The sequence below is a fragment of the Isoptericola sp. NPDC019482 genome (assembly GCF_040632295.1).
Classification (GTDB): domain Bacteria; phylum Actinomycetota; class Actinomycetes; order Actinomycetales; family Cellulomonadaceae; genus Isoptericola.
In genome coordinates, this window is the sequence record NZ_JBEYBQ010000004.1 from 157,406 (window position 1) to 182,866 (window position 25,461).

General features: G+C 75.5%; 26 protein-coding genes and 1 pseudogene. 17 read left to right on the forward strand and 10 right to left on the reverse strand.

The genetic code is table 11. The features are described 5' to 3' along the window. Positions 1 to 114: 114 nt before the first annotated feature. From ABZ493_RS05065 to ABZ493_RS05080, 4 genes are all read left to right on the forward strand, one after another. The gene (locus ABZ493_RS05065; protein ID WP_430581082.1) at positions 115 to 954 is read left to right on the forward strand and encodes a methyltransferase domain-containing protein; all 840 of its coding nucleotides are present in this window, start codon (positions 115 to 117) and stop codon (positions 952 to 954) included. A gap of 277 nt (positions 955 to 1,231) precedes the next feature. Next, entirely contained in the window at positions 1,232 to 2,266 is a 1,035-nt protein-coding gene (locus ABZ493_RS05070; RefSeq protein ID WP_430581083.1) for a putative F420-0 ABC transporter substrate-binding protein, read from the forward strand. An 86-nt stretch (positions 2,267 to 2,352) separates the two neighbouring features. Then, positions 2,353 to 3,348, forward strand: a complete 996-nt coding sequence (locus tag ABZ493_RS05075; protein ID WP_430581138.1) for a putative F420-0 ABC transporter permease subunit — start codon at positions 2,353 to 2,355, stop codon at positions 3,346 to 3,348. After that, entirely contained in the window at positions 3,345 to 4,208 is an 864-nt protein-coding gene (locus ABZ493_RS05080) for a putative F420-0 ABC transporter ATP-binding protein (protein WP_430581084.1), read from the forward strand. Before ABZ493_RS05075 ends, ABZ493_RS05080 begins: the two co-directional genes overlap by 4 nt. 9 nt (positions 4,209 to 4,217) lie before the next feature. On the opposite strand, the gene ABZ493_RS05085 is transcribed toward ABZ493_RS05080, so the two are convergent. Further along, complete coding sequence (locus ABZ493_RS05085) at positions 4,218 to 4,655, reverse strand: CoA-binding protein (protein WP_430581085.1); 438 nt, start codon at positions 4,653 to 4,655, stop codon at positions 4,218 to 4,220. 106 nt (positions 4,656 to 4,761) lie between these two features. Then, positions 4,762 to 5,274 carry an anthrone oxygenase family protein gene (locus ABZ493_RS05090; protein ID WP_430581086.1) on the reverse strand — a complete coding sequence of 171 codons (513 nt, stop codon included), beginning with the start codon at positions 5,272 to 5,274 and terminating at the stop codon, positions 4,762 to 4,764. Here ABZ493_RS05090 and ABZ493_RS05095 point away from each other — a divergent pair. Beyond that, the gene (locus ABZ493_RS05095) at positions 5,273 to 5,743 is read left to right on the forward strand and encodes a hypothetical protein (protein WP_430581087.1); all 471 of its coding nucleotides are present in this window, start codon (positions 5,273 to 5,275) and stop codon (positions 5,741 to 5,743) included. The genes ABZ493_RS05090 and ABZ493_RS05095 overlap by 2 nt on opposite strands. On the opposite strand, the gene ABZ493_RS05100 is transcribed toward ABZ493_RS05095, so the two are convergent. Beyond that, entirely contained in the window at positions 5,721 to 6,542 is an 822-nt protein-coding gene (locus tag ABZ493_RS05100) for a hypothetical protein (protein ID WP_430581088.1), read from the reverse strand. The genes ABZ493_RS05095 and ABZ493_RS05100 overlap by 23 nt on opposite strands. A gap of 58 nt (positions 6,543 to 6,600) precedes the next feature. Further along, positions 6,601 to 7,299 (reverse strand): TetR/AcrR family transcriptional regulator C-terminal domain-containing protein, encoded by a 699-nt coding sequence (locus tag ABZ493_RS05105; RefSeq protein ID WP_430581089.1) that lies wholly within the window; start codon positions 7,297 to 7,299, stop codon positions 6,601 to 6,603. 61 nt (positions 7,300 to 7,360) lie between these two features. Here ABZ493_RS05105 and ABZ493_RS05110 point away from each other — a divergent pair, with 61 nt between their 5' ends. From ABZ493_RS05110 to ABZ493_RS05125, 4 genes are all read left to right on the forward strand, one after another. Further along, positions 7,361 to 8,266: an alpha/beta hydrolase gene (locus ABZ493_RS05110; RefSeq protein WP_430581090.1), complete on the forward strand. Its 906-nt coding sequence runs from the start codon at positions 7,361 to 7,363 to the stop codon at positions 8,264 to 8,266. A 92-nt stretch (positions 8,267 to 8,358) separates the two neighbouring features. Beyond that, positions 8,359 to 9,324: an ATP-binding cassette domain-containing protein gene (locus tag ABZ493_RS05115; protein WP_430581091.1), complete on the forward strand. Its 966-nt coding sequence runs from the start codon at positions 8,359 to 8,361 to the stop codon at positions 9,322 to 9,324. Then, positions 9,321 to 10,181, forward strand: a complete 861-nt coding sequence (locus ABZ493_RS05120) for an ABC transporter permease (protein WP_430581092.1) — start codon at positions 9,321 to 9,323, stop codon at positions 10,179 to 10,181. The genes ABZ493_RS05115 and ABZ493_RS05120 overlap by 4 nt, the downstream gene beginning before the upstream one ends. A 42-nt stretch (positions 10,182 to 10,223) precedes the next feature. Further along, on the forward strand, positions 10,224 to 10,820 hold the full coding sequence (locus ABZ493_RS05125) for an HhH-GPD-type base excision DNA repair protein (protein WP_430581093.1): 597 nt from the start codon (positions 10,224 to 10,226) through the stop codon (positions 10,818 to 10,820). Between the two features lie 28 nt (positions 10,821 to 10,848). Here the strand turns inward: ABZ493_RS05125 and ABZ493_RS05130 are convergent, their stop codons facing one another. The 3 genes from ABZ493_RS05130 to ABZ493_RS05140 all read right to left on the reverse strand — a co-directional run bounded on the left by ABZ493_RS05130 (position 10,849) and on the right by ABZ493_RS05140 (position 13,567). Beyond that, the gene (locus ABZ493_RS05130) at positions 10,849 to 11,853 is read right to left on the reverse strand and encodes a ScyD/ScyE family protein (protein ID WP_430581094.1); all 1,005 of its coding nucleotides are present in this window, start codon (positions 11,851 to 11,853) and stop codon (positions 10,849 to 10,851) included. A 95-nt stretch (positions 11,854 to 11,948) separates the two neighbouring features. After that, complete coding sequence (locus ABZ493_RS05135) at positions 11,949 to 13,091, reverse strand: P1 family peptidase (protein ID WP_430581095.1); 1,143 nt, start codon at positions 13,089 to 13,091, stop codon at positions 11,949 to 11,951. Then, the gene (locus ABZ493_RS05140) at positions 13,088 to 13,567 is read right to left on the reverse strand and encodes a MerR family transcriptional regulator (RefSeq protein ID WP_430581096.1); all 480 of its coding nucleotides are present in this window, start codon (positions 13,565 to 13,567) and stop codon (positions 13,088 to 13,090) included. Before ABZ493_RS05140 ends, ABZ493_RS05135 begins: the two co-directional genes overlap by 4 nt. Positions 13,568 to 13,623: 56 nt before the next feature. On the opposite strand from ABZ493_RS05140, the gene ABZ493_RS05145 reads away from it, so the two are divergent. The 3 genes from ABZ493_RS05145 to ABZ493_RS05155 all read left to right on the forward strand — a co-directional run bounded on the left by ABZ493_RS05145 (position 13,624) and on the right by ABZ493_RS05155 (position 16,811). Further along, the gene (locus ABZ493_RS05145; protein ID WP_430581097.1) at positions 13,624 to 14,577 is read left to right on the forward strand and encodes an NAD(P)/FAD-dependent oxidoreductase; all 954 of its coding nucleotides are present in this window, start codon (positions 13,624 to 13,626) and stop codon (positions 14,575 to 14,577) included. 87 nt (positions 14,578 to 14,664) lie between these two features. After that, positions 14,665 to 15,966 (forward strand): nucleotide disphospho-sugar-binding domain-containing protein, encoded by a 1,302-nt coding sequence (locus ABZ493_RS05150; protein WP_430581098.1) that lies wholly within the window; start codon positions 14,665 to 14,667, stop codon positions 15,964 to 15,966. After that, the gene (locus ABZ493_RS05155) at positions 15,963 to 16,811 is read left to right on the forward strand and encodes a hypothetical protein (RefSeq protein WP_430581099.1); all 849 of its coding nucleotides are present in this window, start codon (positions 15,963 to 15,965) and stop codon (positions 16,809 to 16,811) included. The genes ABZ493_RS05150 and ABZ493_RS05155 overlap by 4 nt, the downstream gene beginning before the upstream one ends. Positions 16,812 to 16,832: 21 nt before the next feature. Here the strand turns inward: ABZ493_RS05155 and ABZ493_RS05160 are convergent, their stop codons facing one another. Then, positions 16,833 to 17,189: a nuclear transport factor 2 family protein gene (locus ABZ493_RS05160; RefSeq protein WP_430581100.1), complete on the reverse strand. Its 357-nt coding sequence runs from the start codon at positions 17,187 to 17,189 to the stop codon at positions 16,833 to 16,835. A gap of 127 nt (positions 17,190 to 17,316) precedes the next feature. Here ABZ493_RS05160 and ABZ493_RS05165 point away from each other — a divergent pair, with 127 nt between their 5' ends. Then, positions 17,317 to 17,712 carry an MmcQ/YjbR family DNA-binding protein gene (locus ABZ493_RS05165; RefSeq protein WP_430581101.1) on the forward strand — a complete coding sequence of 132 codons (396 nt, stop codon included), beginning with the start codon at positions 17,317 to 17,319 and terminating at the stop codon, positions 17,710 to 17,712. A gap of 18 nt (positions 17,713 to 17,730) precedes the next feature. Here ABZ493_RS05165 and ABZ493_RS05170 read toward each other — a convergent pair whose 3' ends face one another. Beyond that, positions 17,731 to 20,049 (reverse strand): M28 family peptidase, encoded by a 2,319-nt coding sequence (locus ABZ493_RS05170; protein WP_430581102.1) that lies wholly within the window; start codon positions 20,047 to 20,049, stop codon positions 17,731 to 17,733. A gap of 127 nt (positions 20,050 to 20,176) precedes the next feature. Between ABZ493_RS05170 and ABZ493_RS05175 the strand changes: the two genes are divergently transcribed. The 4 genes and pseudogenes from ABZ493_RS05175 to ABZ493_RS05190 all read left to right on the forward strand — a co-directional run bounded on the left by ABZ493_RS05175 (position 20,177) and on the right by ABZ493_RS05190 (position 24,435). Continuing rightward, the gene (locus ABZ493_RS05175; protein ID WP_430581139.1) at positions 20,177 to 21,211 is read left to right on the forward strand and encodes an alcohol dehydrogenase catalytic domain-containing protein; all 1,035 of its coding nucleotides are present in this window, start codon (positions 20,177 to 20,179) and stop codon (positions 21,209 to 21,211) included. Between the two features lie 352 nt (positions 21,212 to 21,563). Next, positions 21,564 to 22,745 carry a magnesium/cobalt transporter CorA gene (gene corA / locus ABZ493_RS05180; RefSeq protein ID WP_430581103.1) on the forward strand — a complete coding sequence of 394 codons (1,182 nt, stop codon included), beginning with the start codon at positions 21,564 to 21,566 and terminating at the stop codon, positions 22,743 to 22,745. A 178-nt stretch (positions 22,746 to 22,923) separates the two neighbouring features. Then, positions 22,924 to 23,763: pseudogene (locus tag ABZ493_RS05185) on the forward strand (AI-2E family transporter); the annotation flags it as partial. A 231-nt stretch (positions 23,764 to 23,994) separates the two neighbouring features. After that, positions 23,995 to 24,435 (forward strand): YbaK/EbsC family protein, encoded by a 441-nt coding sequence (locus ABZ493_RS05190; RefSeq protein ID WP_430581140.1) that lies wholly within the window; start codon positions 23,995 to 23,997, stop codon positions 24,433 to 24,435. A gap of 27 nt (positions 24,436 to 24,462) precedes the next feature. Here ABZ493_RS05190 and ABZ493_RS05195 read toward each other — a convergent pair whose 3' ends face one another. Beyond that, on the reverse strand, positions 24,463 to 25,344 hold the full coding sequence (locus ABZ493_RS05195; RefSeq protein WP_430581104.1) for an SGNH/GDSL hydrolase family protein: 882 nt from the start codon (positions 25,342 to 25,344) through the stop codon (positions 24,463 to 24,465). Positions 25,345 to 25,461 lie beyond the last annotated feature (117 nt).

The following is a 25,461-nucleotide window of genomic DNA, read 5'->3' on the forward strand; positions in this document are numbered from 1 at the left end:
CGCCGCCAGTACAGATCCAGGACTTCGCCCGGTCCAGATCCGGCACTGGACCGGCGCCGGCGCTCGGCGGAACGTGAAGGGGTCAGCAGATCCCGCAGGAACGAAGGAGTTCTCATGAGCGTCACCGATCCCCGGACCGTCCCCGTCGAGCTGCTCGAGACGGTCCGGACCAAGCACCGCGCCGTCTGGGAGTCGGGCGACTACCCCGCGGTCGCGGACCAGGTCATCCCCTCGCTGGGGGCCGTCCTCGTGGAGGCGTGCGACGTCGGGCCCGGCGACCGGGTGCTGGACGTCGCGGCCGGCTCCGGCAACGCGTCGATCCCCGCCGCGCTGGCGGGCGCCGACGTCGTCGCCTCCGACCTCTCCCCCGAGCTGCTCGAGGCGGGACGCCGGCGCGCCGCGGACCAGGGCGCCACGCTGCGGTGGGAGCCGGCCGACGCGCACGCGCTCCCGTTCGAGGACGGGGCGTTCGACGTGACCCTGTCGTGCGTGGGGGTGATGTTCGCGCCGTTCCACCAGCTCGCGGCGAGCGAGCTGGCCCGCGTGACCCGGACCGGGGGCACGATCGGGAACGTCGCCTGGACGCCGACCGGGTTCATCGGCGAGATGTTCGCGACCCTCAAGCCGTACGCGCCCCCGCCCCCGCCCGGCGCGCTCCCGCCGCCGCTGTGGGGCACCGAGGAGCACGTGCTCGCGCTCCTCGGCGACCGCGTCACCGACGTCCGGGCGGAGGTGCGCGGGCTCGTCGTCGACCGGTTCGCCGACGGCGCCGCGTTCCGCGACTTCTTCAAGGCCACGTACGGCCCGACGATCGCGACCTATCGGCACCTCGGGGACGACGACGCGCGCGCCGCGGAGCTCGACGACGCCCTCGCCGCGCTCGGCGACCGGCACCTGCGCGACGACGGCACGATGGTCTGGGACTACCTGCTGGTGCGCGCGACGCGGGCGTGAGCCCGCGCCCTGAGGAGGTGGTGACGGACGCGGTCGAGCTCCGCGGCCGTCACGCCGTGCGCGCGCGGGTAGCCTGCCGGCTCCTCTGTGGTCCGGTGATGCCGCGTCACGGACGGAGGCAACCACACGTCGTCGGCGGTGCGTACTAGGCTCGACGGCGGATCACGGGCACGACTCTGGCCCGTCGGCGCGACCCGGGCTGTGGGCCGCGGTTCCACCGGCGCGAGATGGCGCGCCGTCGGACGACATCACCGACGACGACCCCTGGAGCTTTCGCGTGCCCCGCCTCCCTCGTACCGCCGCGCCCGGCGTTGCCCTGCTCGCCCTGTCCCTCGTCGCCCTCGCGGGCTGCGCGCAGGACCCCGCCGACGCCGCGTCCTCGGCCGCCCCGACGGGCGGTGACGCCGGGGGCACCGCCTACCCCCTGACGATCGACAACTGCGGCGTCGAGACCACGGTCGACGCCGCGCCGCAGCGCGTCGTGACCATCAAGTCGAGCACCACGGAGATGCTGCTCGCGCTCGGCCTCGGCGACCGCATCGTCGGCTCCGCGTTCCTCGACGGCCCCGTGCCGGACTCGCTGGCCGACGCCGCCGCGGACGTGCCGGCCGTCGCCGAGCCCCTGGCCGAGCAGGTGCCGGGTGCGGAAGCCGTGCTCGGCCTGGAGCCCGACCTCGTCTACGCCGGCTGGGAGTCCAACCTCACCGCCGACGGCGCGGGCGACCGCGCCACGCTGGCGAAGCTCGGCGTCGCGACCTACGTCTCCCCCGCCGCCTGCAAGGCCCCGGAGTACATGCCCGACCCGCTGACCTTCGACGACGTCTTCGCCGAGATCGAAGAGGTCGGCGAGGTCTTCGACGCCGCCGACGCCGCCGACGACCTGGTCGCGACGCAGAAGGACGCGCTCGCGTCCGTCACCCCTGACGACCGGGGCCTCACCGCGCTCTGGTACTCCTCGGGCGACGACATCCCCTACGTCGGGGCCGGCATCGGGGCGCCGCAGATGATCATGGACGCCGTCGGGCTGGAGAATGTCGCGGCCGACGTGCACGACACCTGGACGTCGTTCTCGTGGGAGCAGGCGATCGAGGCGGACCCGGACGTCATCGTGCTCGTCGACGCGACCTGGAACAGCGCGGAGCAGAAGATCGAGCGGCTCGAGTCGAACCCTGCCACCGCGCGCATGACCGCCGTGCGGGAGGGCCGCTACCTCACCGTGCCGTTCCCCGCGTCGGAGGCCGGCGTGCGCAACGTCGACGCCGTCGTCGACCTGTCCGCGCAGCTCGACGGGCTGGACGGGCTCGCGCCGTGACGACGACGGTCGGGAGACGGGCACCGTCGGTCGAGCACCCCGCGACGACCGCAGCGACGACAGGTCGCCGCGGCGCCGCCTGGTGGCTGCCGGCGTCCGTGGTGGTGCTGGTCGCGACCGTCCTGGTGACGGTGACGGTCGGGCCGGCCGACCTGTCGGTCGCGGACGTGTGGCGCTCGATCGCGACGCACGTGGGGCTCGGCGGCGCTCTGGGTCTCGAGCCGCTCGACGCGCTGCCCGACGGCATGGTCTGGGAGCTGCGGCTGCCGCGCGTGCTCACCGCCGCGGCGGTCGGGGCCGGGCTCGCGGTGTGCGGTGTCGTCATGCAGTCGCTCACGCGGAACCCGCTCGCGGACCCCTACCTGCTCGGGCTGTCGTCCGGCGCGTCGCTGGGCGCGGTGCTGGTGCTCGTCGCCGGCCTGACCGTGCTGCTGCCGGTCGCGGCGTTCGGCGGGGCGGTCGCGGCGCTCGCCGCCGCCCTCGGGCTCGCCGGGGCGATCGGCACGATCACGCCGACCCGCACGGTGCTGGCCGGGCTGGCGGTGAGCCAGCTCGCCGCGGCCGCGACGAGCTTCGTCATCTTCTGGTCGGCGACCGGTGACTCCTACCGCGAGATCCTGTCGTGGCTCATGGGGTCGGTGGCGGGGGCGACGTGGACATCGGTCGCGATCACGGGCGTCGCCGTGCTGGTGCTGGGCACCCTGCTCGCCTCGACCGGCTCGATCCTCGACGCGTTCACCTTCGGGGACACGGCCGCCGCCACGCTCGGCGTGCCCGTCGCGCGGGTGCGGTGGCTGCTGCTGGTGGGCGTCGCGCTGCTCACCGGCGCGCTGGTCTCCCAGAGCGGGTCGATCGGGTTCGTCGGGCTGATCCTGCCGCACGCCGTGCGGCTGCTGACCGGCGCGCGGCACCGGCTGCTGCTGCCGCTGTCCGCGCTGTGCGGGGCGTCGTTCCTGGTGTGGGCGGACACCCTGGCGCGCACCGTCTTCGCCCCGCACGAGGTGCCTGTCGGCATCGTCACCGCCGCGATCGGCGCGCCGGTGTTCGCCCTGCTGCTGTGGCGCGGACGGAGGATCGCATGACCACCGAGACCCGCGCCGAGGCGCGCACCGACGCCCCCGCCAGGGGCGCCTCGAGGCGGGCCGCCGACGGCCTCGACGCCGCCCGCGTCTCCTGGTCGACGGGCGGTCGGCTGATCCTCGACGGCGTGGACGTCACCGCCCCCGCGGGCGCGGTGACCGGGCTGCTCGGCCCCAACGGGTCGGGCAAGTCGACGCTGCTGCGCGTTCTCGCCGGGGTGCAGGCGCCCTCGGAGGGCGGAACGGACTCCCGTGCCCGCGTCGTCTTCGCGGGCGCCGACCTGCTCGCACTGCCGCGGCGCCGTCGCGCTCGGACGCTCGCGCTCGTCGAGCAGGAGGCGTCCACCGACCTGCCCGTCACCGTGCTCGACGCCGTCCTGCTCGGCCGCATCCCGCACCGCTCCCTGCTGGCCGGGGACTCCGCCGACGACCGCGCCGCCGCCCGCCGCGCCCTCGACGCCGTCGGGGCGCTGCTCCTCGCGGACCGCGAGGTCACGACCCTCTCCGGCGGCGAGCGCCAGCGCGTGCACATGGCGCGCGCCCTCGCCCAGGGGCCCGCGCTCATCCTGCTGGACGAGCCGACCAACCACCTCGACATCGCCGCCCAGCTCGACGCGCTGCGCGTCCTGCGGGAGCTCGCCGACCACGGCGTCACCGTGCTCGCAGCCCTGCACGACCTGCAGCTCGCCGCCCAGCACTGCGACCACCTGGTGCTGCTGTCCGGCGGCCGCGTCGTGGCGGCCGGCGACGTGCGCGACGTGCTCGTGCCCGACGTCCTCGACCCCGTCTACGGCGTGCGCACCGAGGTGCTCACCCACCCGCGCACCGGTCGCCCGGTGCTGACGTTCGCCCCGGCCGGCTGATCCACTGGGTCAACCCCGCGGCCGCCGCCCCAGCTCGATGGCCGGGCAGCGGTCCATCACCATGTCGAGGCCGGCGGCGCGCACGCGGGCGGCGGCATCCTCGTCGATGACGTCGAGCTGGAACCAGACCGCCTTGGCACCGACGGCGATCGCCTCGTCGGCGACGGCCCCGGCGAGCTCGGAGCGGACGAAGACGTCCACGACGTCGACCGGGAACGGGATGTCCGCGAGGCTCGCGTAGCCCTGCTCGCCGTGCACGGTCTCGGCGCTCGGGTGCACGGGCACGATCCGCTTGCCCGTGCGCTGCAGCACTCGGGCGACGCCGTACGCGGCGCGGTCGGTGTTCGTGGACAGGCCGACGACGGCCCAGGTGGTGGTCTCGTCGAGGACGCGGTCGATGGTGGCCTCGACGTCGGCGGTGGTCTCGGTGGCCTCTGGCGTGCTCATGCCTCGTGCAACCGGCACCTCGATCGGCCTGTTCCAGTCCCGCGGGTCCCTGATCCTCATGCGAGTACCTCCTGTCGGTACGGTCGTCCGAGCGGTCACCTCGCGGTCATGCCTGCGCCAGCGCCACGCCCGCGAGCGCGCACGACGCGGCGCACGCGACGGTCCGGACGTGGTTGAGCCGGCTCCAGGGCCGGTCGAACGCGGCCCACCCGGCGGCGTCGCGGTGCGCCATGATCGCGTTGTTCAGCGGCACGTTGCCCGCCGCCGTCACCCCGAGCATGCCCACGACCACCAGCACGGTGCTCGCCAGGACCAGCCACGCGCCGTCGTACCCGCCGACGAGGCCGACCACCGCCGAGCCCGCCGGCACGACCACGGCCGCGCCGAACAGGGTCATGAACGGGGGCCGGACGGCGTCCTCGTTGATCGCTGCGATCGCGGCGGCCGCGGCCGCCGGGTCGAGCCTGCGCAGCCCCGGCATGACGAAGGTCGAGAACGCCGCGAACACCCCGCCCGCGAGGCCGGTGACCAGCACGGTCAGCACGAGGAGCACGTCCCAGAGGTCCATGGGCCCATCCAACCAGCGGAACCTCCGCTCGCGCAGCAGGATGGACCGCATGCCCGCACCGCCCGCCGTCGTCGCGGCCACCAAGCGATTCAACCCGTACGCCCTCAAGGTCAGCTCGCGGGTCCCGCCGTGGGTCACCCTGCACCACGTGGGCCGCAAGAGCGGCCGCGAGTACCACACGCCCGTGGTCGCGTTCGCCGCCCGGGCTCCCATCGACACCCGGGTCGCGCAACCCGGTGACCCGGTCGAGATCGGCGAGTACCGCGACATCCTCGTGCTCACGCCGCTGCCCTGGGGCGCGGACGTCGACTGGTGCCGCAACGTGCGCGCCGCGGGCTCGTACCGCCTCACCCGCAAGGGGATCGACTACCGCGCGGACCGGCTGCGCGTCGTCGACGCTGACGACGCCCGCGGGATGCTGGGTGGCTTCGTCGGCGCGGCGTCGGGCCTGATCGGCATCGAGTCCTTCCTCGTCGGGCGGCTGAGCCGCTGGCCGGTCAGCGCGCCAGGGCGCGGCTGAAGAACTCGACGGCGTCGGCCGCCATCTCGGCCTGCAGCGCGGGGTCGCCGCCGTCGATGAAGGAATAGTGCTCCGCGTCGGCGCCCAGTTCCCTCGCGTCCACACCGCGGATCCCCGCCGCGTACACCTTCGCGTCCGTCTCGAAGGGCACGGACCGGTCGGCGCCGCCCCAGCGGACCGCGGCCGGGCGGGTCACCGCGGCGAGGCTGCCGGGGTCGATGAAGGCGCCCAGCGGGCACAGCAGGTAGCCCGCCGCGACCCGGTCGTCGCGGAACGAGCCCGCGGCCGTCTCAGCCCAGGCGGCGCGCTCCGCGTCGGAGTGCCTCGCCCACAGCTGCTCGGCGACGTCCGGCAGCTCGGGCACCGGCGGCGCCGGGACCTGGCCGGACACCAGGGCCGCGTAGGACGGCCCGTCGAGGCGCGCGCCGAGCAGCGCCCCGACGGTGTACCCCCCGATCGAGAACCCGGCGGCGCCGACAGGCCCGCGGGGCTCGAGGACGTCGAGCACCCGGGACAGGTCGAGGGCACGGTCCCACCAGCGGACGAATGCCGCCGCGACGTAGGGCTCGACGAAGGTGTTGCCGTGATGGTCGACGGCGGCCACGGAGCACCCGGCGGCCACCAGGGCGTCGATGAGGACCTGGAGGTTCTCCGCCGCCCCGCCCGTGCCGTGGGAGACGAGCACGAGGGGTGCCGACGGGTCGTCGGCGCGCCACAGGTGGGTGCGGACCGGTCGCGGGCCGTCCCCGCCGTACGCGGGGCGGGTGGGGTCGGCGAGCTCGAGGACCTCGGCGTGCACGGGACTCCTTCGTTCGCGCGGGGCGTGGGCACAGTGTGCCACCCCCTGTCCGTGCTGGTCAGGCGTCTGTGACGCCGAGCGCTCCCGTCAGGACCCGGGGCAGCAGGCGCCCCAGCAGGTCCTGGTCGCCCGACGCGGGGGTCGACGTCGTGATCGCGCGCGCGAGGTGGGGGTGCTCCCCCGCCACGACCACCGACCGGAGGTACTCCTCCTGCGCCGACCGCCACTCCTCGGTGGAGCGGCCTGCTGCGAGCTCGGTCCTGGCCACCGTCGCGACGAGCCCGATCGTCAACGCCACGGCCTCGAGCTTGACCTGGCCGGGCGCGTCCACCGGTTCCAGCGCGGCGAGCGCCCGCTCGAGGAGCACCACGCCGTGCGGCGACATGGGCGGCTGCCCCTGCAGCACGTCCACCGTCCAGGGATGCTCCCGGCAGACGGCGTCCAGCGCGCGGGCGAGCGCGAGGACGTCGGCCCGCCAGGCGCCGGTGAGGAGCGGGTACCGGAGGTCGGCGAGCACCGCGTCGAGCATGAGCTGGACGAGCTCGTCGCGGCTGTCGACGTAGCGGTACAGCGCGGTGGCACCGGCGCCGATCACGCCCGCGACCTTGCGCATCGAGACCGCCTCGAGCCCCCCGGCGTCGGCCAGCCCGACCGCGGCCGCCGCGATCCCGGCACGGTCGTGTCCCGGCGCCGGTCCGCGCCCCGCCCGTTCGCTCCGCAACCAGATGCTGCGGGGCCGCTCGCTCTCTGCGTACATCGCTCGCAGTATAGTGATCGCCCTACCGCGAACACCGTTCACAGAGGACTCGAGGACCCCGATGGCTCCCACGACCCGCTTCACCTCCCACGACGACGTCACGATCGCGTACGAGACGTTCGGCGATCTCGCCACCGGCGAGCCGCTGCTGCTGGTCCAGGGACTGGACTTCCAGATGGTGTGGTGGCCCGACGCGCTCTGCGAGCTGTTGGTCGACTCGGGGTTCGCCGTCGTCCGGTTCGACCACCGCGACGCCGGCCTCTCCACGCACTTCGCCTCGTCCCGGCGGCAGAGCCCGTGGCGCGCCCTGCTCGGCAGGACGGCCCCCGCCTACACGGGCGACGACATGCTCGACGACATCGAGGCCGTGCTCGATGCGGCCGGCTGGCCGTCGGCCCATGTGCTCGGGATCTCCATGGGCGCCGGCCTGGCCCAGGCGACGGCGCTGCTGCGCCCGGCACGGGTCCGCTCGCTGACCAGCTGCGCGGGCCTGCCGGTCACCACCCCCGCGTGGCGCAGGCTGACCTACGTCCGGTTCGGCGTCTTCCGCCGCATGGCCCGGCTCGGCGATCCGACGACGCGCGACGAGGCGATCGCCGTCCTGGTGGAGATCTGGCGGGCGCTCTCGTCCCCCGCACACCCCTTCCCCGAGAAGTGGGCCCGCGAGGTCGCGGCGGTGAGCCACGACCGCGCGGCGCGCGATCCACGCACCGCCCCGCGGCAGCTCGCGGCGACCGCCAGGCTGGCGCTGCCGCCGCTGTCGTCGATCCGCGTCCCGACCCTCGTCGTCGCCGGCGAGGACGATCCGCTGATCAAGGCGTCCGGCGCACGCGACACCGCGCGGCAGATCCCTGGCGCCACGCTCCGCACCTACCCGGAGATGGGCCACACGCTCCCGGAGCACGTCTGGCCGGCGGTCGTCGGGGAGCTGCGGGAGCTGGCGGACCGGGCGAGGGCTTCGGCGTAGGGGAACCCCCCGGGCGGCAGCGACACGGCCAGGGTCGCTTTCAGGGGCCTCCCCGTTCTGTGACGGTCGTCACCCCTCGTACGTTCGACGGCATGATCGAGGCACAGGGTCTGTCCAAGAGCTTCGGGAACACGACCGCCGTCGACCGCGTCACCTTCTCGGTGCGCCCCGGCGTCGTCACCGGCTTCCTCGGCCCCAACGGGGCGGGCAAGTCCACCACCATGCGCATGATCATGGGACTCGACCGGCCTTCCGCGGGCTCCGTCACCGTCAACGGCCGCCCCTACGCGCGGCTCCGCTCGCCCCTCACCGAGGTCGGCGCGCTGCTCGAGGCGCGCGCCGTCCACCCGGGCCGGACGGCCAGGGCGCACCTGCGCGCCCTGGCCGCGACGCACGGCATCCCCGACCGGCGCGTCGACGAGGCCATCGAGCTGACCGGCCTGACCTCGGTGGCTCGCAAGCGGGTCGGCGGGTTCTCGCTCGGCATGGGTCAGCGCCTCGGCATCGCGTCGGCCCTGCTGGGCGACCCACGCACGCTCATCCTCGACGAGCCGGTCAACGGCCTCGACCCCGACGGCGTGCTGTGGGTGCGGCGGCTCGCGAGGAGCCTCGCGGCCGAGGGCCGCACCGTCTTCCTGTCGAGCCACCTCATGAGCGAGATGGCGCTCACCGCCGACCACGTCATCGTCATCGGGCGCGGCCGCATCCTCGCGGACGCGCCGGTCAGCGACGTCGTCGAGGCGGCGTCGCGGCGCGCGGTCACCGTCCGCACCCCGGGCCCGGCGACGCTGCGCCCCGCGCTGGAGCGCGCGGGCGCCGCCGTCGCGGTGCCCGACGTCGCCCACGAGGGATCGCTGGAGGTCACGGGCCTGGACGCCGCGGCGATCGGCGAGATCGCCCTCACCGCGGGCGTCGCCCTGCACGAGCTGACCCCGGTCGCCTCGACCCTCGAGGACGCGTACCTGGAGCTCACGGCGGACGCCGTCGAGTACCGCACCGACGACCCCTCCGACCAGCTGGCGACCGCCGGCACGACGACCACGGGAGACCCGCGATGAGTGCCACCACCCTCGACGTCGCCCTGGCGGAGCCGACATCCGGCGACGCCCGCGTGACCTTCCCCCGCGTGCTGCGCTCGGAGCGACTCAAGCTGTGGTCGCTGCGCTCGACCTGGTGGGGCGTCGTCCTGACGGTCCTGCTCATGGCAGGTTTCGCGGTGCTCATGGCCGAGACCCTCGGGTCGGCCGCCACCTCGCCCGACATGCAGCAGACGATGAGCGCCGACCCCCGGCTCGCGGCGCCGACGGCGACCACCGCGGTGACGTTCGGGTACGGGTTCGCCCAGCTGAGCGTGGCGGTGCTCGCCGTCCTGACCATCACCGGCGAGCACTCCACCGGCATGATCCGCGCGACCTTCGCCGCCGTCCCCCGCCGCCTGACGGTGCTCGGCGCCAAGCTTCTCGTCGTCGCGGTGACGACGGCGCTCCTGGCGGTGGTCGGGCTGGGCGCGGCAGCGCTCGCGACGGCGTCCTCCCTGTCGGCCGACGGCCTCGCGCTGGACCTCTCCGACGGCGAGCAGCTGCGGTCCCTGGGCGGCACGGTCGCCTACCTGGTCACGGTCGCCGCGTTCTCCCTGGGGATCGGTGCCCTGTGGCGGAGCACCGCGGCCGGGATCGCCACCACCATCGGCGTGCTCACCGTGCTCCCGCTCGCCTTCCAGGCGCTGGCCGGCTCCGCCGCCTGGGCGCAGGACGTGTACGCGTACCTCCCGACCGTGGCAGGCGAGCGGGTCATCGCCACCGGCCCCACGCCGGACGGCCTCCTGTCGCCGGGCGCCGGGTTCGCCGTGCTGGCCGGGTACGCCGTCGCCGTCCTCGCGGCGGCCGCCGTCGCCGTCCGGCGCCGGGACGCGTGACTGCCGCGCCCTGAGCTCGGTGGGCGAGGCAGGATGGACCCCATGACCGCACAGCTCTGGATCACCGGCGACCCCGAGACGGACGCGCTGCTGAGCGACGACCTGTTCGCGCTGCTCGTGGGCATGCTGCTCGACCAGCAGTACCCCATGGAGCACGCGTTCGCGGGGCCGCGCAAGATCCGCGACCGCCTGGGCAGCATCGACCCGCACGCCGTGGCGGACGCCGACCCGGACGAGTTCGTCGCCCTCGCCACCACTCCCCCGGCGATCCACCGGTACGGGCGGTCGATGGCCGGCCGCGTGCAGGCGCTGGCGCGGGCGATCGTCGACGACTACGACGGCGACGTCGCGAAGCTCTGGACGACGCCCGGTGCCGAGGGGCCCGCCACCGGCGCGGAGGTGCTGGCCCGCCTGCGGGCGCTGCCCGGCTTCGGCGACCAGAAGGCGAAGATCTTCCTCGCCCTGCTCGGCAAGCAGCGCGGCGTCCGGCCGGCCGGCTGGCAGGAGGCGGCGGGGCACTACGGCGACGAGGGCTCGCGCCGCTCGATCGCGGACGTCACCAGCGCCGAGTCGCTCGCCGAGGTGCGCACCTTCAAGAAGGCGCAGAAGGCGGCGGCGAAGGCGGCCAAGCAGGGCTGATGCCCCGCTCGGCCGTCGGGCCGCCGGCTCAGCGGCCGTGGTGCCCGTGCGAGAGCGGCACCGTCCACACCTCCCCGTCGAGGGTGACGACGTACGCCGTGCGGCCCACGATCTCGAAGGACGTGGGCCGGTCGAGGCCCGTCGCCACCGCTCGCAGGACGCCGTGCCGCCCGGCCTTCATCACCTGGCCGGTGTCCGGGTCGGCGGGCGACCCCTCGGGGTTGCCCGGGGTGAAGTGGCCCTGCGCGAGCGCGTACAGCCCGCCCCGGCCCTTCTCGACGTCGACCAGCAGCCGCCCGCCGGAGGCGACCTCACGAGTTCCCGGCCGCCACGGGGTGAAGGCGACGACCTTGCCGTCCCGCGGCAGGTGCGGCACCGGACCCGCCTCGGCCACGAGGACGGTCCGGCCGACGGTCTCCAGACCGGTCGGCACGACGTTGCCGAACGCGCGGACCTGCGTGATCGAGCCGTCCGGCGTCACGTACAGCACGCGGTTGTGGTGGCCGTCGGTGACGAGGAAGCCCCTGCGGTACGGCTCCATGGCGTACTGCAGGCCGGACGGCACGAAGTAGTCGGTCTCCGGCGGGTGGGCGATCGACCAGGCGCCGATGTCGGCGACGGGTCGCGGGACGCCGTCCCGGCCGACCCGGTACAGACCCGAGACCTGCGGGTCCGCGAGCGACACGAGGACGTAGGCGGTGCGACCGCGGAACGCGACGTCGAGGGCGCCGCCAGGCGTCCCCGGCTGCTGCACGGGCAGCCCCGAGACGAAGGTCGAGGCGGCGCCGGTGCGTCGGTCGACCCGGGAGACCTCGCCGCAGACCGGCTCGGTGACGTAGAGGGCCCCGTCGGGGCCGATGGTGGAGCCTGCGCCCCCGGACAGCCCGGCGGTCAGGAGCGACGGGTCGGCGTGGTGACGGGCGTGGTGGTGTGCGTGATGGTCGTGGTGCGACGGGGTCGCGGCAGCCGACACGACCGTGGTCGCGGCGAGCATGGTGGACAGCAGGACGGCGATGATGCGTGGGGTGCGCATGGGGACCCCTCCCGAGGTGTGCGTCGTTGCACGGACGGTCGGGCTCTGCGCGGTGGCCGGGTCGGGACGTGGCGCTCCCCTCGCCACCCCCGACGCTACGCCCGGAGCCCTCCGCCGTCACGGGCCGTTCGCCCCGGCGACCACCCGGCGGCGCGCAGCCTGTCGAGCGCGGCGTCGTGCGGCAGGGCGTGCCTGGTCCCGCGGTGGCCGACGACGGTCGTGGCGGTGAACACCGACGCGAGCAGCGCCTCCTCGACGGCCTCCGTCGTGGCGGCGAACAGCGGATCGAGAGCATCGTCGGGCACGAGCCCGTCGCCGGGGTCCGCCGTCGTGAGCGCGAGGCCGTAGTCGCCGCTGCCGTGCGCGAAGTCGGAGCCCACGCGGCCCATGGCGAACACCGCGCGGCGGGCGACCCGCTCCAGGCGCCGGGCGTCGAGCGGGGCGTCCGTCGCGACGACGATCATGCAGGAGTTGCCTTCTGCCGGGCCGGATCCCTTCGGCACCCCGTCGATCCCTTCGGCAGGGGGAACAGCCGAAGAGATCGACTCCGTGCCGAGGAGATCCGCCGCGGGCAGCGGCACGCCCCGGACGGTGAGCGTGCCGGAGAAGTTCGACTGCACCAGCGCGCCCACGGTGCGCACGGTCCCCGCGACGTCGACCCGGCGCGACGACGTCCCGATCCCGCCCTTGTAGCCGAGCGCGGAGGTCCCCGCCCCGGCGCCGACGCAGCCCTGCGCCACCGGGCCGGACGTCGCGCCGTCGAGCGCGGCCAGCGCGTGCGCCTCCGTGATCGGCCGGGCGCGGATGTCGGACAGGAACCCGTCGTTCGTCTCCCCCACCACCGGGTTGAGCGTGCGTACGTCCTCGTAGCCCGGCCACGCCAGCACGTGCGTGACGAGCGCGTCGGCGGCGCGGAACGCCGAGAGCGTCGCGGTGAGCAGGATCGGCGTCTCGATCGATCCGAGCTGCTCCAGCTGCGTCGCGCCCACGAGCTTGCCGTACCCGTTGCCCACGAACAGGCCGCACGGCAGCGCGCGCCGCTGCCCCGGCCCGGCGCCGAGCGCGTCCGGCACGACGGCGGTGATGCCGGTGTGCAGGCGCTCGCCCTCGTGCAGCGTCGTGTGCCCGACGCGCACGCCCGCGACGTCGGTGATCGCGTTCGCCGGGCCGGTCGGCAGGTCGCCGACGACGACGCCGAGGTCGCGCGGCCCGGGTCGCCCTGCGACGGGGGCGCTCATGCCCGCTCCCCGACGGGGACGAGGCGCTCCGGGTGCATGTCGCGCCACGACCGGGTGCCGTCGACCAGGTCCTGCACGTGCTCGCGGAACCGCGGGCAGGTGGCGATGTCGTGCGCCCGGCACGACAGGGCGTGCTCCGTCATGTGCCGGGAGCGGTCGATCTCCTCCTGACGGCGGTCGAGCTCGGCCAGGTGCGCGGTGAGCACCTCGTGCCGGTCGCGGGCACCGCGCCCCGTGGACCCGGCGTCGAGCAGCACCTGGATCTGCTCGAGACTCATGCCCGCGACCTTGGAGCTGAGGATCGTCGCGACGCGCACGACGTCGTCGGACCCGTAGCGGCGCCGGCCCGCGCCGTCGCGGGCGGGGGCGAGGAGGCCGACGTCCTCCCAGTAGCGCAGCACGTGCGTCTCCAGGCCGAACCGCTCCGCCAGCTCGCCCACGCTCCAGGCCCGTTCCGCCGCCCCGCTTGACTTCATGTTGACATGAAGTCACAGCCTGGGGTCAGCACGCAACCCGACCCGAAGGAGACGCCATGATCGACACCACCCGCCACGACCTGCACGACGCGGTCATCCTCGGCGCCGGCCCGGCCGGCCTCGCGGCCGCGCTGATGCTCGGCCGCACCCACCGCGACGTCGTCGTGCTCGACTCCGGCACCTACCGCAACGACCCCACCGACGCGATGCACAACGTGCTCGGGTTCGACGGCGCCGCCCCCGCCGAGTTCCGCGCCGCCGCGCACCGCACGCTGGCCGCGTACGACACGGTGGAGCTGCGCCGCGCCGCCGCCCTCGACGTCGCCCCGCTCGATCCCTCCGCTCCGGCCGACGGGTTCGTCGTGCGGACGGACGCCGGCGACGTCGCCGCCCGGCGCCTGCTGCTGGCCACCGGGGTGCGCGACGAGCTGCCCGCCACCCCCGGGCTGGAGCAGCTGTTCGGCACGGTCGCGGCGCACTGCCCGTACTGCCACGGCCACGAGTTCTCGGGCACCCCCGTGGCGATCCTGGGCGCCGGCCCGCACGCGCCGCGGGTCGCGGGGCTGCTGGAGCGGATCGCGAGCCGCGTCGTCGTGCTCGCCGACGGCGCCGACGTCGACCCGCAGGTCCGGGAGGCGCTCGACGCCCGCGGCGTCGTCGTCCGGCCCGAGAAGGTGCTCCGCCTGGAGCCGCTCACCCTCCCCGGCGGGCACCCGGGCGCGCGGGCCGTGCTGGACGGCGATGCCGAGGACCTCGGCGGGATCATGGTCGCCCCGACGCTGCACCAGGCCGCGCCGTTCGCCGTCCGGCTCGGCCTCGAGCTGCGCGAGTCCGGCTGCGTGGCCGTCGACGCCACGGCCCGCACGAGCCTCCCGGGGGTCCTCGCCGCCGGGGACCTGGCCCACACCGCCGACTTCCCCATGCCCGTCAGCTCCGTGACCGCGGCGATGGCGGCCGGGCAGCTCGCTGCCGCCTCCATCGACTCCGACCTGCTCGCCGCCCCGCGCTGACGCGCGCGGCGATGCGCGGGGTCGGCGCAGCGGATGAAGTTTCGCCGACGCCGCACGGGCCGCGCGGCACGGACGGAGACTGGAGCCGTGGCCTCGATCATGCTGACGGCGATGCCGTTCGCCGGGCACACGCTGCCGCTGCGCACGGTCGCGGCGGAGCTCGTGCGCCGCGGCCACGACGTCCGCGCGTACACGGGGCGCCGGCACACGGAGACGTTCGCCGAGGTCGGCGCCCGGGCGGTCGCGTGGCAGCGGGTGCCGGACTTCGACGAGCGGCACCCCGCCACGACCTTCCCGCGCATGCGGGGCGCGAAAGGGTTCGGCCAGATGCTGGTCAACGTCGAGGACCTCTTCCTCGGCACCGCCGCCGCGCAGACCGCCGACCTCGTCGCCCTGTACGAGGACGAGCCGTGGGACCTCATCGCCGGCGACCCCATGGCGCTCGGCACCCGGTTCGCCGCGGAGCGGCTCGGCTCCAGGTGGGCGACCGTCTCCCCGCTCGCGTACTGGCCGCCCGGCACGCAGGTGCCGCCTGCGGGCCTCGGCCTCACCCCGCCGCGCGGGCCCGTCGGGCGGGCACGCGACGTCGTCCTGCGGCGCGCCGTGCGGGCGGGCGCCACCGTCCTGACCCGGCGGTACCGGCGCGCACGGTCGGGCGCGGGGCTCCCGCCCGACCGCACGACGATCGAGAGCGCCTGGCACTCGCCTCGCCTCGTCGTGACCGCCGGCTCCCCCGGGCTGGACTACCCGCGCGACGACATCCCCGCGGCCGTCCGGTTCGTCGGGGACCTCACCGACGACGGTCGCCCACCCCGACCGGCGCCCCTCCCCGCGTGGTGGGAGGAAGTCCTCCGGGCCGACGTCCCGGTGGTGCACGTGACGCAGGGCACGGAGAACGTGGACCCCGCCGACCTCGTCCTGCCCGCCCTCGAGGCGCTGGCCGACGAGGACGTCCTGGTCGTCGTCGGGCTCGGTCATCGCACGGCGCCGCTCCCCGGCCCGCTGCCCGCGAACGCGAGGGTCGCGCCGATGGTCCCCTACCCCGCGCTGCTGCCGCTCACGTCCGTGATGATCACCAACGGCGGGTACGGCGGGGTCCTCCAGGCCCTGCGGCACGACGTCCCGCTCGTCGTCGCGGGCGGCGACCTCGACAAGCCGGAGATCGCCGCCCGGATCGGCTGGCACGGCGCCGGCGTCAACCTCCGCACGGGCACGCCCCGGCCGGCGGCGATCGCGGCCGCGTACCGCGACGTCACGACCGACCCCCGCTACCGCGCGACCGCCGCCCGCCTGGGGGCGGAGCTGCGCAGGCTCGGCGGGACGCGAGCCGCGGTCGACCTGCTCGAGGAGCACCTGGCGTCCCGGCCTCCGACTACGCTCGCCGCATGACCTCTGCGCAACCGCTGCCGCTCGGCCCTGCCCCGCGACCCGCCACGGGCGACGACCTCGCCGACCGGCTCCGCGCCCTCGCGGTGCGGGCGGCCGGAGCCGGTGTCACGGGCCTGGACCGGGCGCGCCTCTCCGCCGCGCTGGACGGCGCGGACGTCACGTCGCTCGAGGCGGACCTGACCGGCGTCGCGTTCGGCGCCCAGCAGAAGGCGCCGGGCGTCGTGTGGCGTCCCGGGACGATCACCGCGCGCGAGGAGGGCACGGTGCGCCGCCTGCGCGTCGACGCCCACCCGCTCACCGCCGTCGACCTGCCGGTGGACGTCACCGCCGAGGCGGAGGGGCTGCGGTTCGCATGGGTCGAGGGCGCGGACGGCCAGGTCGGGTTCGAGCCGGTCGAGCCGGACGACGCGCACCCGGTCACCGGGCACGCCCGCGTCGCGGTCTCCCGCGCCGGCCTGGTCGCGACCGTGCACGGCCTGCTCGCCGTCTCGCTGCAGTCCCAGGGCATCACGCTCAGCGACCTGGACGTGCAGCTCGACTCGCACGGCCCCCGAGCCGCCGGCCTGCGGATCGAGGCGAAGATCCGCAAGGGCTTCCTCTCCGCAGGCGTCTCCGCCACGGCGTCGGCGTCGGTGGACGCGGCGATGGTGCTGACCGTCGGCGACGTGCGCATCTCCAGCGGCAACCCGCTCGTCGCCGCGATGCTCGGCGCCGTCCGCGGCCGCGTCGAAGCGGCGGCGAACCGCCGCGTCGACCTGGCCGCCGCGCTGCCGCCCGGGGTCCGCCTCGCGGACGTGCGCCTCGACGTCGGCGAGGAGCTGGTGCTCAGCGCCCGGCTGGGCTGAGCGCGGTCACGGCCTGCCCCGTCAGGCGATGGCGGGCTGGTCGAGCACCCACAGCCAGGTCCCGTCGGGCTGCCGGCGGGCCACCTCGGCCGTCACCGCGCCCGACTCGAGCCGGGTGGACGTCAGCGCCAGGTCACCCTGGACCAGCGTGGGTGCCGGCACGCCAGGGGCGAGCTGCGGGCGCGCGGCGAGGACCGGTGCGAGAGCGGCCCTGATCGCCTCGTGGCCGACCTGCCGTTCCCCGGGCGGGAACGCGAAGACCGCGTCCGGCTCGTACAGCGCGACGAGGCCGTCGAGGTCCCCGGCGTTGACCCGTTCGACGAACAGCCGTCCCAGGTCGTCGGGTTCGCGGGCAGGAGCGTGGTCACCGTTGGCCATGCGCCGATCGTGCCACCGCGCCCGGCGTCCGTCCACGGTCCGTGACACACCTGGCCGGCCCGCGCTGTCCGGGCCTGACGCCGGACGTCGGCCCGGCGGTGTGGGTGGGCCGTGCGAGATTCGGGGCATGCCCGACCGCCCCGACGTCCCGCCCGCGCTCGCCGAGCGGCTGCGTGGGCTGCTCGAGTTCCCCGAGTGCACCGAGGAGGCCGCCTGGACGGGTGTCCGGTGGCGGGTGCGCAAGGCGACCGTGGCGCACGTCTTCGGCGGCGAGGACCAGCTCTTCCGCGTGACCTTCCGCGCCGACCCACAGGAGGTCCGGGCGTTCGAGCACCTCGGCCACCCGTACTTCCGCGCCGGCTGGGGCGGCGACGTCGTCGGCGTCGTCCTCGACGACGCCACCGACTGGGGCGAGATGGCCGAGCTGCTCACCGACTCCTACTGCATCCAGGCGCCGCGGCAGCTGGCCGACGCCGTCGACCGGCCGGAGCCGCCGGACGACGGCGCCTCGACCGCCGGCTGACACCGGTCGGGGCCTGGGTCAGAGCGAGACGGACGTCCCGACCAGCACCAGCTCGGAGGTGTGCGACCCGGCCACGCCGACGTCGGCGGGCCGTGGGCGGAACCCGGGCAGCCCCTCCAGCCCGCCGCCGGCGGCGACGACCCGCAGGTCCAGCGGCTGCCCGGCCGGCACGGTGAGCGCCACCTCGAACCCGCCCTCGCCGGGGGCGTAGAAGCGGGTGTCGAGGTCCCCGCCCTCGACCGGGACCGCGCGCCCGGCGACCTCCGCGCTCTCCACGCCGGAGGCGTTGAGCTGCACGTACCGCAGGGCTCCGGCGGTGCCGATCGGGGCGCCGCCGCCCGGGGTCACGCGCAGCGTGAGGACGCGCGCGTCCCCCGCGGGTTCGGCGTCCTCGACGTCCACGACGGGGGCGGGCAGGTCCGCCGCCTCGGCGTCGCCGGCGTGCACCTCGCCGTCGAACATCGGGAACGGCTCGGACAGGTCGGTCTCGGTGTCCACGAACTGCGCGGTCCACTCGCTCGGGGTGCCCTCGTCGGAGACCCAGTGCGCCGAGCCGGTGTCGGCGTCGAGCGCGTACGCGAGCCGGGTGGGCTCGGGGTGCTCGGCGTCGAACGGGTCGACGAGGAGGCCCACGACGAGCGCGACCACAGCTACGGCGGCGCAGCCGCCGACCAGCCCGACCGCACGCCGGCGGCCGCGCGGCCACAGCACGGCGAGCACGGGGGTGAGGGCCAGGCCGAGCAGTGCGGCGACGACCGCGGGCGCCGCACCGGTCGCCAGGCCGAGCGCCGGGAAGAACAGGAGCACGATCGGCACGAGCAGCACGACGCCGACCGCCGCGCCCAGGGTCGCGGCGACGCGGCGCCCGACCACCCCGCGCGCCCACCGCAGCGCGACGAGCCCGGCCACGGCGCCGGCGAGCGCCGGCAGCGCCGCGAGATAGGAGCCGCCGGGCGTGAACGCGGCCAGCACGACGCCGAGGACGGCGAGCCAGCCGAGCGCCCCGACCACGAGCGCCGGCCCGCCGAGGGACCGGCGCAGCCCGACGAACCAGGCGGTCCACACGGTCGCGACGATGCCGAGGAGCGCGAAGCGGAAGCCCCACGGCCGCCAGGGGTCGAGCATCTCGTCGTAACCAGGCCGCACCAGGCCCATCACCCACCACAGCGCGATCGAGCCGGCGACGGCGCCGACGATCGGCAGGAGGGCGGAGACGAAGCCGAGCGCGAGGGTGCCGGCCGTGGTCCGGTCGCCGCGCACCTCGCGCCGCCGGGCGAGGACGACGGCGAGGGCGCCGACCGCGAGCACGGCGGCGACGGCCAGGGGCCACACGAGCCACCCGGGGTAGCGCGCGAGCACGCCGCCCGGCAGCGGGAAGTAGGTCGCGTCGCCGGCGGACGGCGTGGCGAGCGCCGCCGCGTCGGCGTTCCCGAGCTCGCGGGCCAGCGCCAGCATGTTGGCGCCGTGGTGCTGCAGGCTCGCCGTCGACATCCGCTCGGGCGTGTCCTGCGGCGCGTGGTAGGTGGCGGACCCGTCGATGTACGCGGAGTTGAGGCCGGTGAACCGCCCGTCGGGGTCGTCGAGGAACGGCGAGAAGTCGGTGTCGTTCGGCAGGATCCGGTAGACCTCGACCGCCATCGAGCTGCCCACGGGGTACGGCACGTGCGAGTAGGCGTCGACGAGGGCCGCGTTGCCGTCCGACGTCTCGAACATGATCGCCGGGCCCGACGAGCCGCGGGCCTCGACGTTGACCACGACGCCGCCGTCGGCCGCGCGCGGGTCGGCGTGCGCGAACGCCTCCGCGCCGCACAGGCACGCTTCCTCCGCGTCGGTGAACACGAGGACGAGGTCGTTGCGCAGCGGCTCGCCGGCACCGAGCGCGCGGGCGGTCTCCAGCAGCGTCGCGACGCCCGCACCGTCGTCGTTGGCGCCGTAGGACACCTCGGCGGAGTCGTAGTGCGCGACGAGGAAGACCGGCCCGGTCGAGTCGGTGCCCGGGATCGTGGCGACGACGTTCTTCGTGGCCGCGACGCGGCTCTGGTCGCCCAGGCGCCCGGACATGCCGACGCCGTCGGTCACCTCGGGGTCGAGACCGAGCTCCTCGAGGTCAGCCACGATCGTGTCGCGGACCGCTGCGGCCGCGGCGGTGCCGTGGGGGTGCACCTCCCCGCCGACCGCCTCGACCGTCGTGAACGCGCGCTCGGCGCTGAACTCGTCCGCGGCGGCGTCGGCCGGGCGCGCGGACGGGGGCAGCACCGACCAGACGGCGAGCGCCGCGAGGACGAGCAGGAACAGGGAGCACGCGAGCGACGTCGCCCGCGACCGGGTCTGGGTCACCGGGGCACGCTAGCGGCGCCCGCGCGCCGTGTCCCAATCGTGATACGCGCGGTCTCAGGTGGACCGCCGCCTGAGACGACGCTCCGACAACCTGGTGGGTCGATGGTTGGATCGCCCCGTGCGCGCGATGACGTTCGACCGGTTCGGCGGCCCCGTCACGGTCCGCGAGGTGCCCGACCCCGCGGCGCCGCCCGGCGGCGTCGTGGTGCGGGTCCGTGCGAGCGGCCTGTGCCTCAGCGACTGGCACGCCTGGGCGGGCCACGACACCGACATCACCTCCCTCCCCCACGTGCCAGGCCACGAGCTGGCCGGGGTGGTCGCCGCGGTGGGCGACGGCGTCACGCGCTGGCGCGTGGGCGACCGGGTGACCTCGCCCTTCGTCTGCGGCTGCGGGCGCTGCGACTGGTGCCGCTCCGGGCAGGCGCAGGTCTGCCCGGACCAGACGCAGCCGGGGTTCACGCACGCCGGGTCGTTCGCCGAGCTGGTCGTGCTGCACGCCGCCGACACCAACCTCGTCGCTCTGCCGGACGACGTCGACGACGCCACCGCGGCGAGCCTCGGGTGCCGCTTCGCCACCGCCTACCGCGCGGTCGCCGGGCGGGCGCGCGTGCGCCCGGACGAGTGGGTGGTCGTGGTGGGCGCCGGCGGCGTCGGCCTCAGCGCCGTCATGGTCGCGGCGGCGCTCGGCGCGCGCGTCGTCGCCGTCGACCGGCACGACGGCGCGCTCGACGCCGCCCGCCGGGCCGGGGCCGCGCACACGGTCCGCGCCGACGAGGACGTCGACGTGGCCGCCGCGGTGCACGAGCTCACCGGCGGCTGCCACGTGAGCGTCGACGCCGTCGGCAGCGAGCGCACCTGCGCCGACGCGATCGGCAGCCTGCGACGGCGGGGCCGCCACGTGCAGGTGGGCCTCCTGCCGCCGGTCGACGGCCACCCCCGCGTGCCGATGTCGCGCGTGATCGGCTGGGAGCTGGACGTGCTCGGCAGCCACGGGATGGCCGCCGCCGACTACCCGGAGATGCTGGCTCGCGTCGCCGACGGCACGCTCCGCCCCGCCGACCTCGTCGACCGCGTCGTCGGCCTCGACGAGGGCGCGACCCTGCTCCCGGGCCTGGCGGACACCCCGCGCTCCGGCATGGTGGTCGTCGACCCGCGCCGCTGAGCCAGGCCTGCAGGCTGTCGGCGCCGACGTCGCGGAGATCACCCCGACGACGCGCTCCCGGTCGTGGCCCGGGCCGGCGCGGCGGGGCTATGCTGGCCGACGGCCTGAGCAGCAGCGGCGACCGCCGCAGGACGACGAGGGAGGTGCGCGCCACATGACCCGTAGCGAGCCTCCCAGTAGTCCGAGCCGCGACTGACGGCTCCCCGCCCGGCCGCGCCGGGCGGCCGTGGCGCACGTGCCCTGATCCGGCGCCACCGCACCTCCGAGCACCCCGACGTCCGGGGCGCCTCCAGCCGCAGTCGCGGGACCGACGTCCTCGTCCCTGCACGCCCCTGCACGCTCGGAGTCCGCCATGTCCGTCACCTCTGCCCGCGCGTCCGCCGCCCGCACGGCCCGCACCCGCCCCCTGCTCGGCGCGCTGCGCCCCCGCCGCGCCACGCCCGCCTCCGGCGCCCACCTCGCCGGCGGGCACCCCGACACCGCGGCCCCGCGCCGCGAGGTGCCCGGCCGCACGTCGATCGTCGAGTCCGCCCTGTACGACGCGGACGGCCGCCGGGTCGCGAGCTTCACCCGCCTCGCCGACACGTTCCGCGAGCTGCGCGCCCACCCCGGCGGCATGGCGTGGATCGGTCTCGAGCGGCCCGACGAGAACGAGCTCGCCCAGCTGGCACGCGAGTTCGACCTGCACCCGCTGGCCGTCGAGGACGCGATCGTCGCGCACCAGCGGCCCAAGATCGAGCGCTACGGCGACACGCTGTTCGTCGTCCTGCACGCCGCCCGGTACCTCGACCAGGCGGAAGAGGTGGAGTTCTCCGAGCTGCACGTCTTCGTGGGCCCCGACTTCGTCGTCACGGTGCGGCACGGCGCGTGCCCCGACCTGTCGGCCGTGCGCACGCACCTCGAGGCGCACCCGGCCATGCTGGCCCGCGGGCCCGAGTCGGTGCTGTACGCGATCGTGGACCGCGTCGTCGACGACTACGCGCCCGTCGTCGCCGGCCTCGACGGCGACATCGACGAGATCGAGTCCGAGGTGTTCGGTGGCGACGCGGCGGTCTCGCGGCGCATCTACGAGCTCTCCCGCGAGGTCGTCGAGTTCCAGCGGGCGGTCCGCCCCCTGCAGCGCGTGTGCGGCTCGCTCGCCAAGGGCGCGGAGAAGTACGGCGTCACCGAGGAGATGCAGGCCTACCTGCGCGACGCCGCCGACCACCTCACCGAGGTCGCGGACCGCGTCGAGTCGTTCCGCGCCGCCCTGCGCGACATCCTCACCGTCAACGCCACCCTCGTGGCCCAGCGGCAGAACGAGGAGATGACGCACCTCACCGAGGCGAGCATCCGGCAGGGCGAGGAGGTCAAGAAGATCTCCGGCTGGGCCGCCATCCTCTTCGCCCCGACCCTGGTCGGCACCGTGTACGGGATGAACTTCGACGACATGCCCGAGCTGCACTGGGCCTGGGGGTACCCGGCCGCGCTGGTGGCCATGCTCAGCGTGAGCGTCGCGCTGTTCGCCGTCTTCCGCTGGAAGCGCTGGATCTGAGCGAGGCGCTCGCCGCCGCGTGGTCGTGCGCGCCGTCGCCGGGCGCGGTCGCTAGGGTCGCGGGGTGACCTCGACCGCGACGACCGCGCCCGGCAGCCCGACCACCGACCCCGGCGGCCTCAACCCCGCGACCCGCACCCTGCTGGCGCTCGGCGGCGCCGTGCTGGTCCTCGCGGGCATGTACTGGGCGCGGGACGTCCTGGCCCCCGTGTTCCTCGCCGCGGTGATCGTCATCATCTGCCACCCGGTGCGGCGCCCGCTGGAGGCCCGGGGCTGGCCGCGCTGGGCGGCCACCACGGCCGTGATCGTCGTCGCGTACCTCATCCTCGCGGCCCTGCTCGCGATGCTCGTGTTCGCCGGCTTCCAGTTCGCCGACCTGGTGACGGAGTACTTCCGCGACCTCGAGCAGTCGGTCACGCAGGTCGCCGCGCAGCTGTCCGAGCTCGGCCTCGACACGCAGGTCACGGACGCGGCGACGTCGTTCCTGGAGCCGTCCCGCCTCCTCAGCCTGGCCGGCAGCGTGAGCGGCATGGTGCTGTCGATCGCGACGGCATTCTTCTTCGTGCTCGCGTACTCCATCTTCATGGCCGCCGACGCCGCCCGGTACGCGACCGCGTCCCGCGTCTTCGGCGCCACGCACGCGGAGCAGATCGGCCGCGCGACGCGGTTCAGCACCGGGGTGCGCCGCTACTTCGTGGTCAACGCGACCTTCGGCGCCGTCGTCGCGATCGTCGACGGCTTCGCCCTCGCGCTGCTCGGCGTCCCCGCCCCGGTCGTGTGGGCGATCCTCGCGTTCGTCACCAACTTCATCCCGAACATCGGCTTCGTGCTGGGCCTGGTCCCGCCGCTCGTCATGGCCTTCGTCGTGGGCGGTTGGCCCCTGGCCCTCGCCGTCGCCGCGGTCTACTGCGTCGTCAACGTGGTGCTCCAGGTGCTGGTGCAGCCCAAGTTCGTCTCCGACGCCGTGAGCCTCAGCCTCACGCTGAGCTTCGTGTCCGTCGTCTTCTGGACGTTCGTCATCGGCCCGCTCGGCGCCATCCTCGCGATCCCGCTCACCCTGCTGGTGCGGGCGCTCGTGCTCGAGGGCGACCCCCGCAGCGTGTGGCTGCGGTGGCTCTCCGGGGACGACGTGACGCCCGAGGACGAGCGGCCCGCGGCGCCCGCCGGCGTCGTCGCGGCGGCACCGGCACACGCCGACCCCGTCGATCCTGCCGCCTCCCACCCCGCCGTCGACCGCGTCCGCGCCGCGCTGGACGCCGCGGGGGCGGACGGCGAGATCCGCTGGCTGGACGACCACGCCACCACCGCCGCCCGCGCCGCCGAGGCGCTCGGTGTCCCCGTCGGCGCCATCGCGAACTCGCTGGTCTTCACGCTCGACGACGAGCCCGTGCTCGTCCTCACGAGCGGCGCCCACCGCGTCGACACCGACTTCCTGGGCTCGCGCCTCGGCGGGCGGCTCGCGCGGGCGAGCAAGGAGACCGTGCGCGACGCCACCGGCCAGGTGATCGGCGGCGTCGCGCCCGTCGGGCATCCTTCACCGGTGCGCACGCTGGTCGACGTCGACCTGGGGGTCCACGACGTCGTGTGGGCCGCGGCAGGCCACGCGAAGACCGTGTTCCCCACGTCCTACGACGAGCTGGTCCGGATCACGGGCGGCACGCCGACCCCGGTCGTGCCGCCCGCGGAGTGATCCCCGGCCACCTCGGGGCGGGCGCGCTCAGTAGCCCAACGCATCCAGGGCGGCGTCCGCCATCGCGCTCTCGCCGCGCGCGTTCGGGTGCACGGGCACCACGTTCGTGCCGAACAGCAGCGGCTCCACCCACCGCTCGCCGGCCGGGGCGCACGCGTCGCGGCCCTCGCTGCGCTCCGCGAGGTCGACGAACGTCGCACCTGTCTCGTCGGCCGCCCGCTCGATGACGCCGTTCAGCGTGGCCTGGAGGTCGCGCAGGTAGGGCACGTCGCCGGCCGCGACGGGGAGCTTGGCGAAGCAGCCCTTCTCCGCCGGCACGATCCACGGGTAGCCGAGGATCGCGACCCGGGCGTGGGGGGCCCGCGCCCTGATGTCCTCGAGCGCCTGCCGGACGGCCGGGTAGGTGGACTCCTCGACCTGGTCGGTGAACCGGTCGCCGTAGGTGCGCTCGCACGGGTTGCCGCGCCCGCCCGTGAGGGCCCCGGCGGAGCCACAGGCGAGCAGCGCGCCGATGAACGTGCTGTTGTCGTTGCCGCCGATGGTCAGCGTGACCAGGTCCGTGCCCTCGGTGACCGCGTCGAGCTGCGGCGCGACACCCGGGTACTGGGCCTGGCTGAGGTCCTTCGTCTGGGCCGCGCCGCAGGTGACGTCCACGAGGTCCGCGCCGATCCGGTCGGCCACGAAGTGCGGGTAGTTCAGGGTCGTGCGCAGGCAGGCGAGCGGGGCGTCGGGGTCAGGGGGCAGGATGCCCGACCCGGCGGAGTACGAGTCGCCGAGGGCGACGTACTTCTCCGGCTCCTGCGCGGCCGAGGCGGGGGCGGCGACGAGGCCGGCGGCCGCGACGATGCCGACGGTGGCGGCGGAGGCCGCGGCGAGGGCGGTACGGCGCGTGCGACGTGCGAGGTGCATGACAACTCCCTTGTTGTGTCCGCAGGCGTTCGACGGTGAACACCGAGACCGAGTATCACGACGTGCGACGGCGTCTACCAGGCGGCGCGCCGATGATCCTTGCCCCCGGCACCCGCC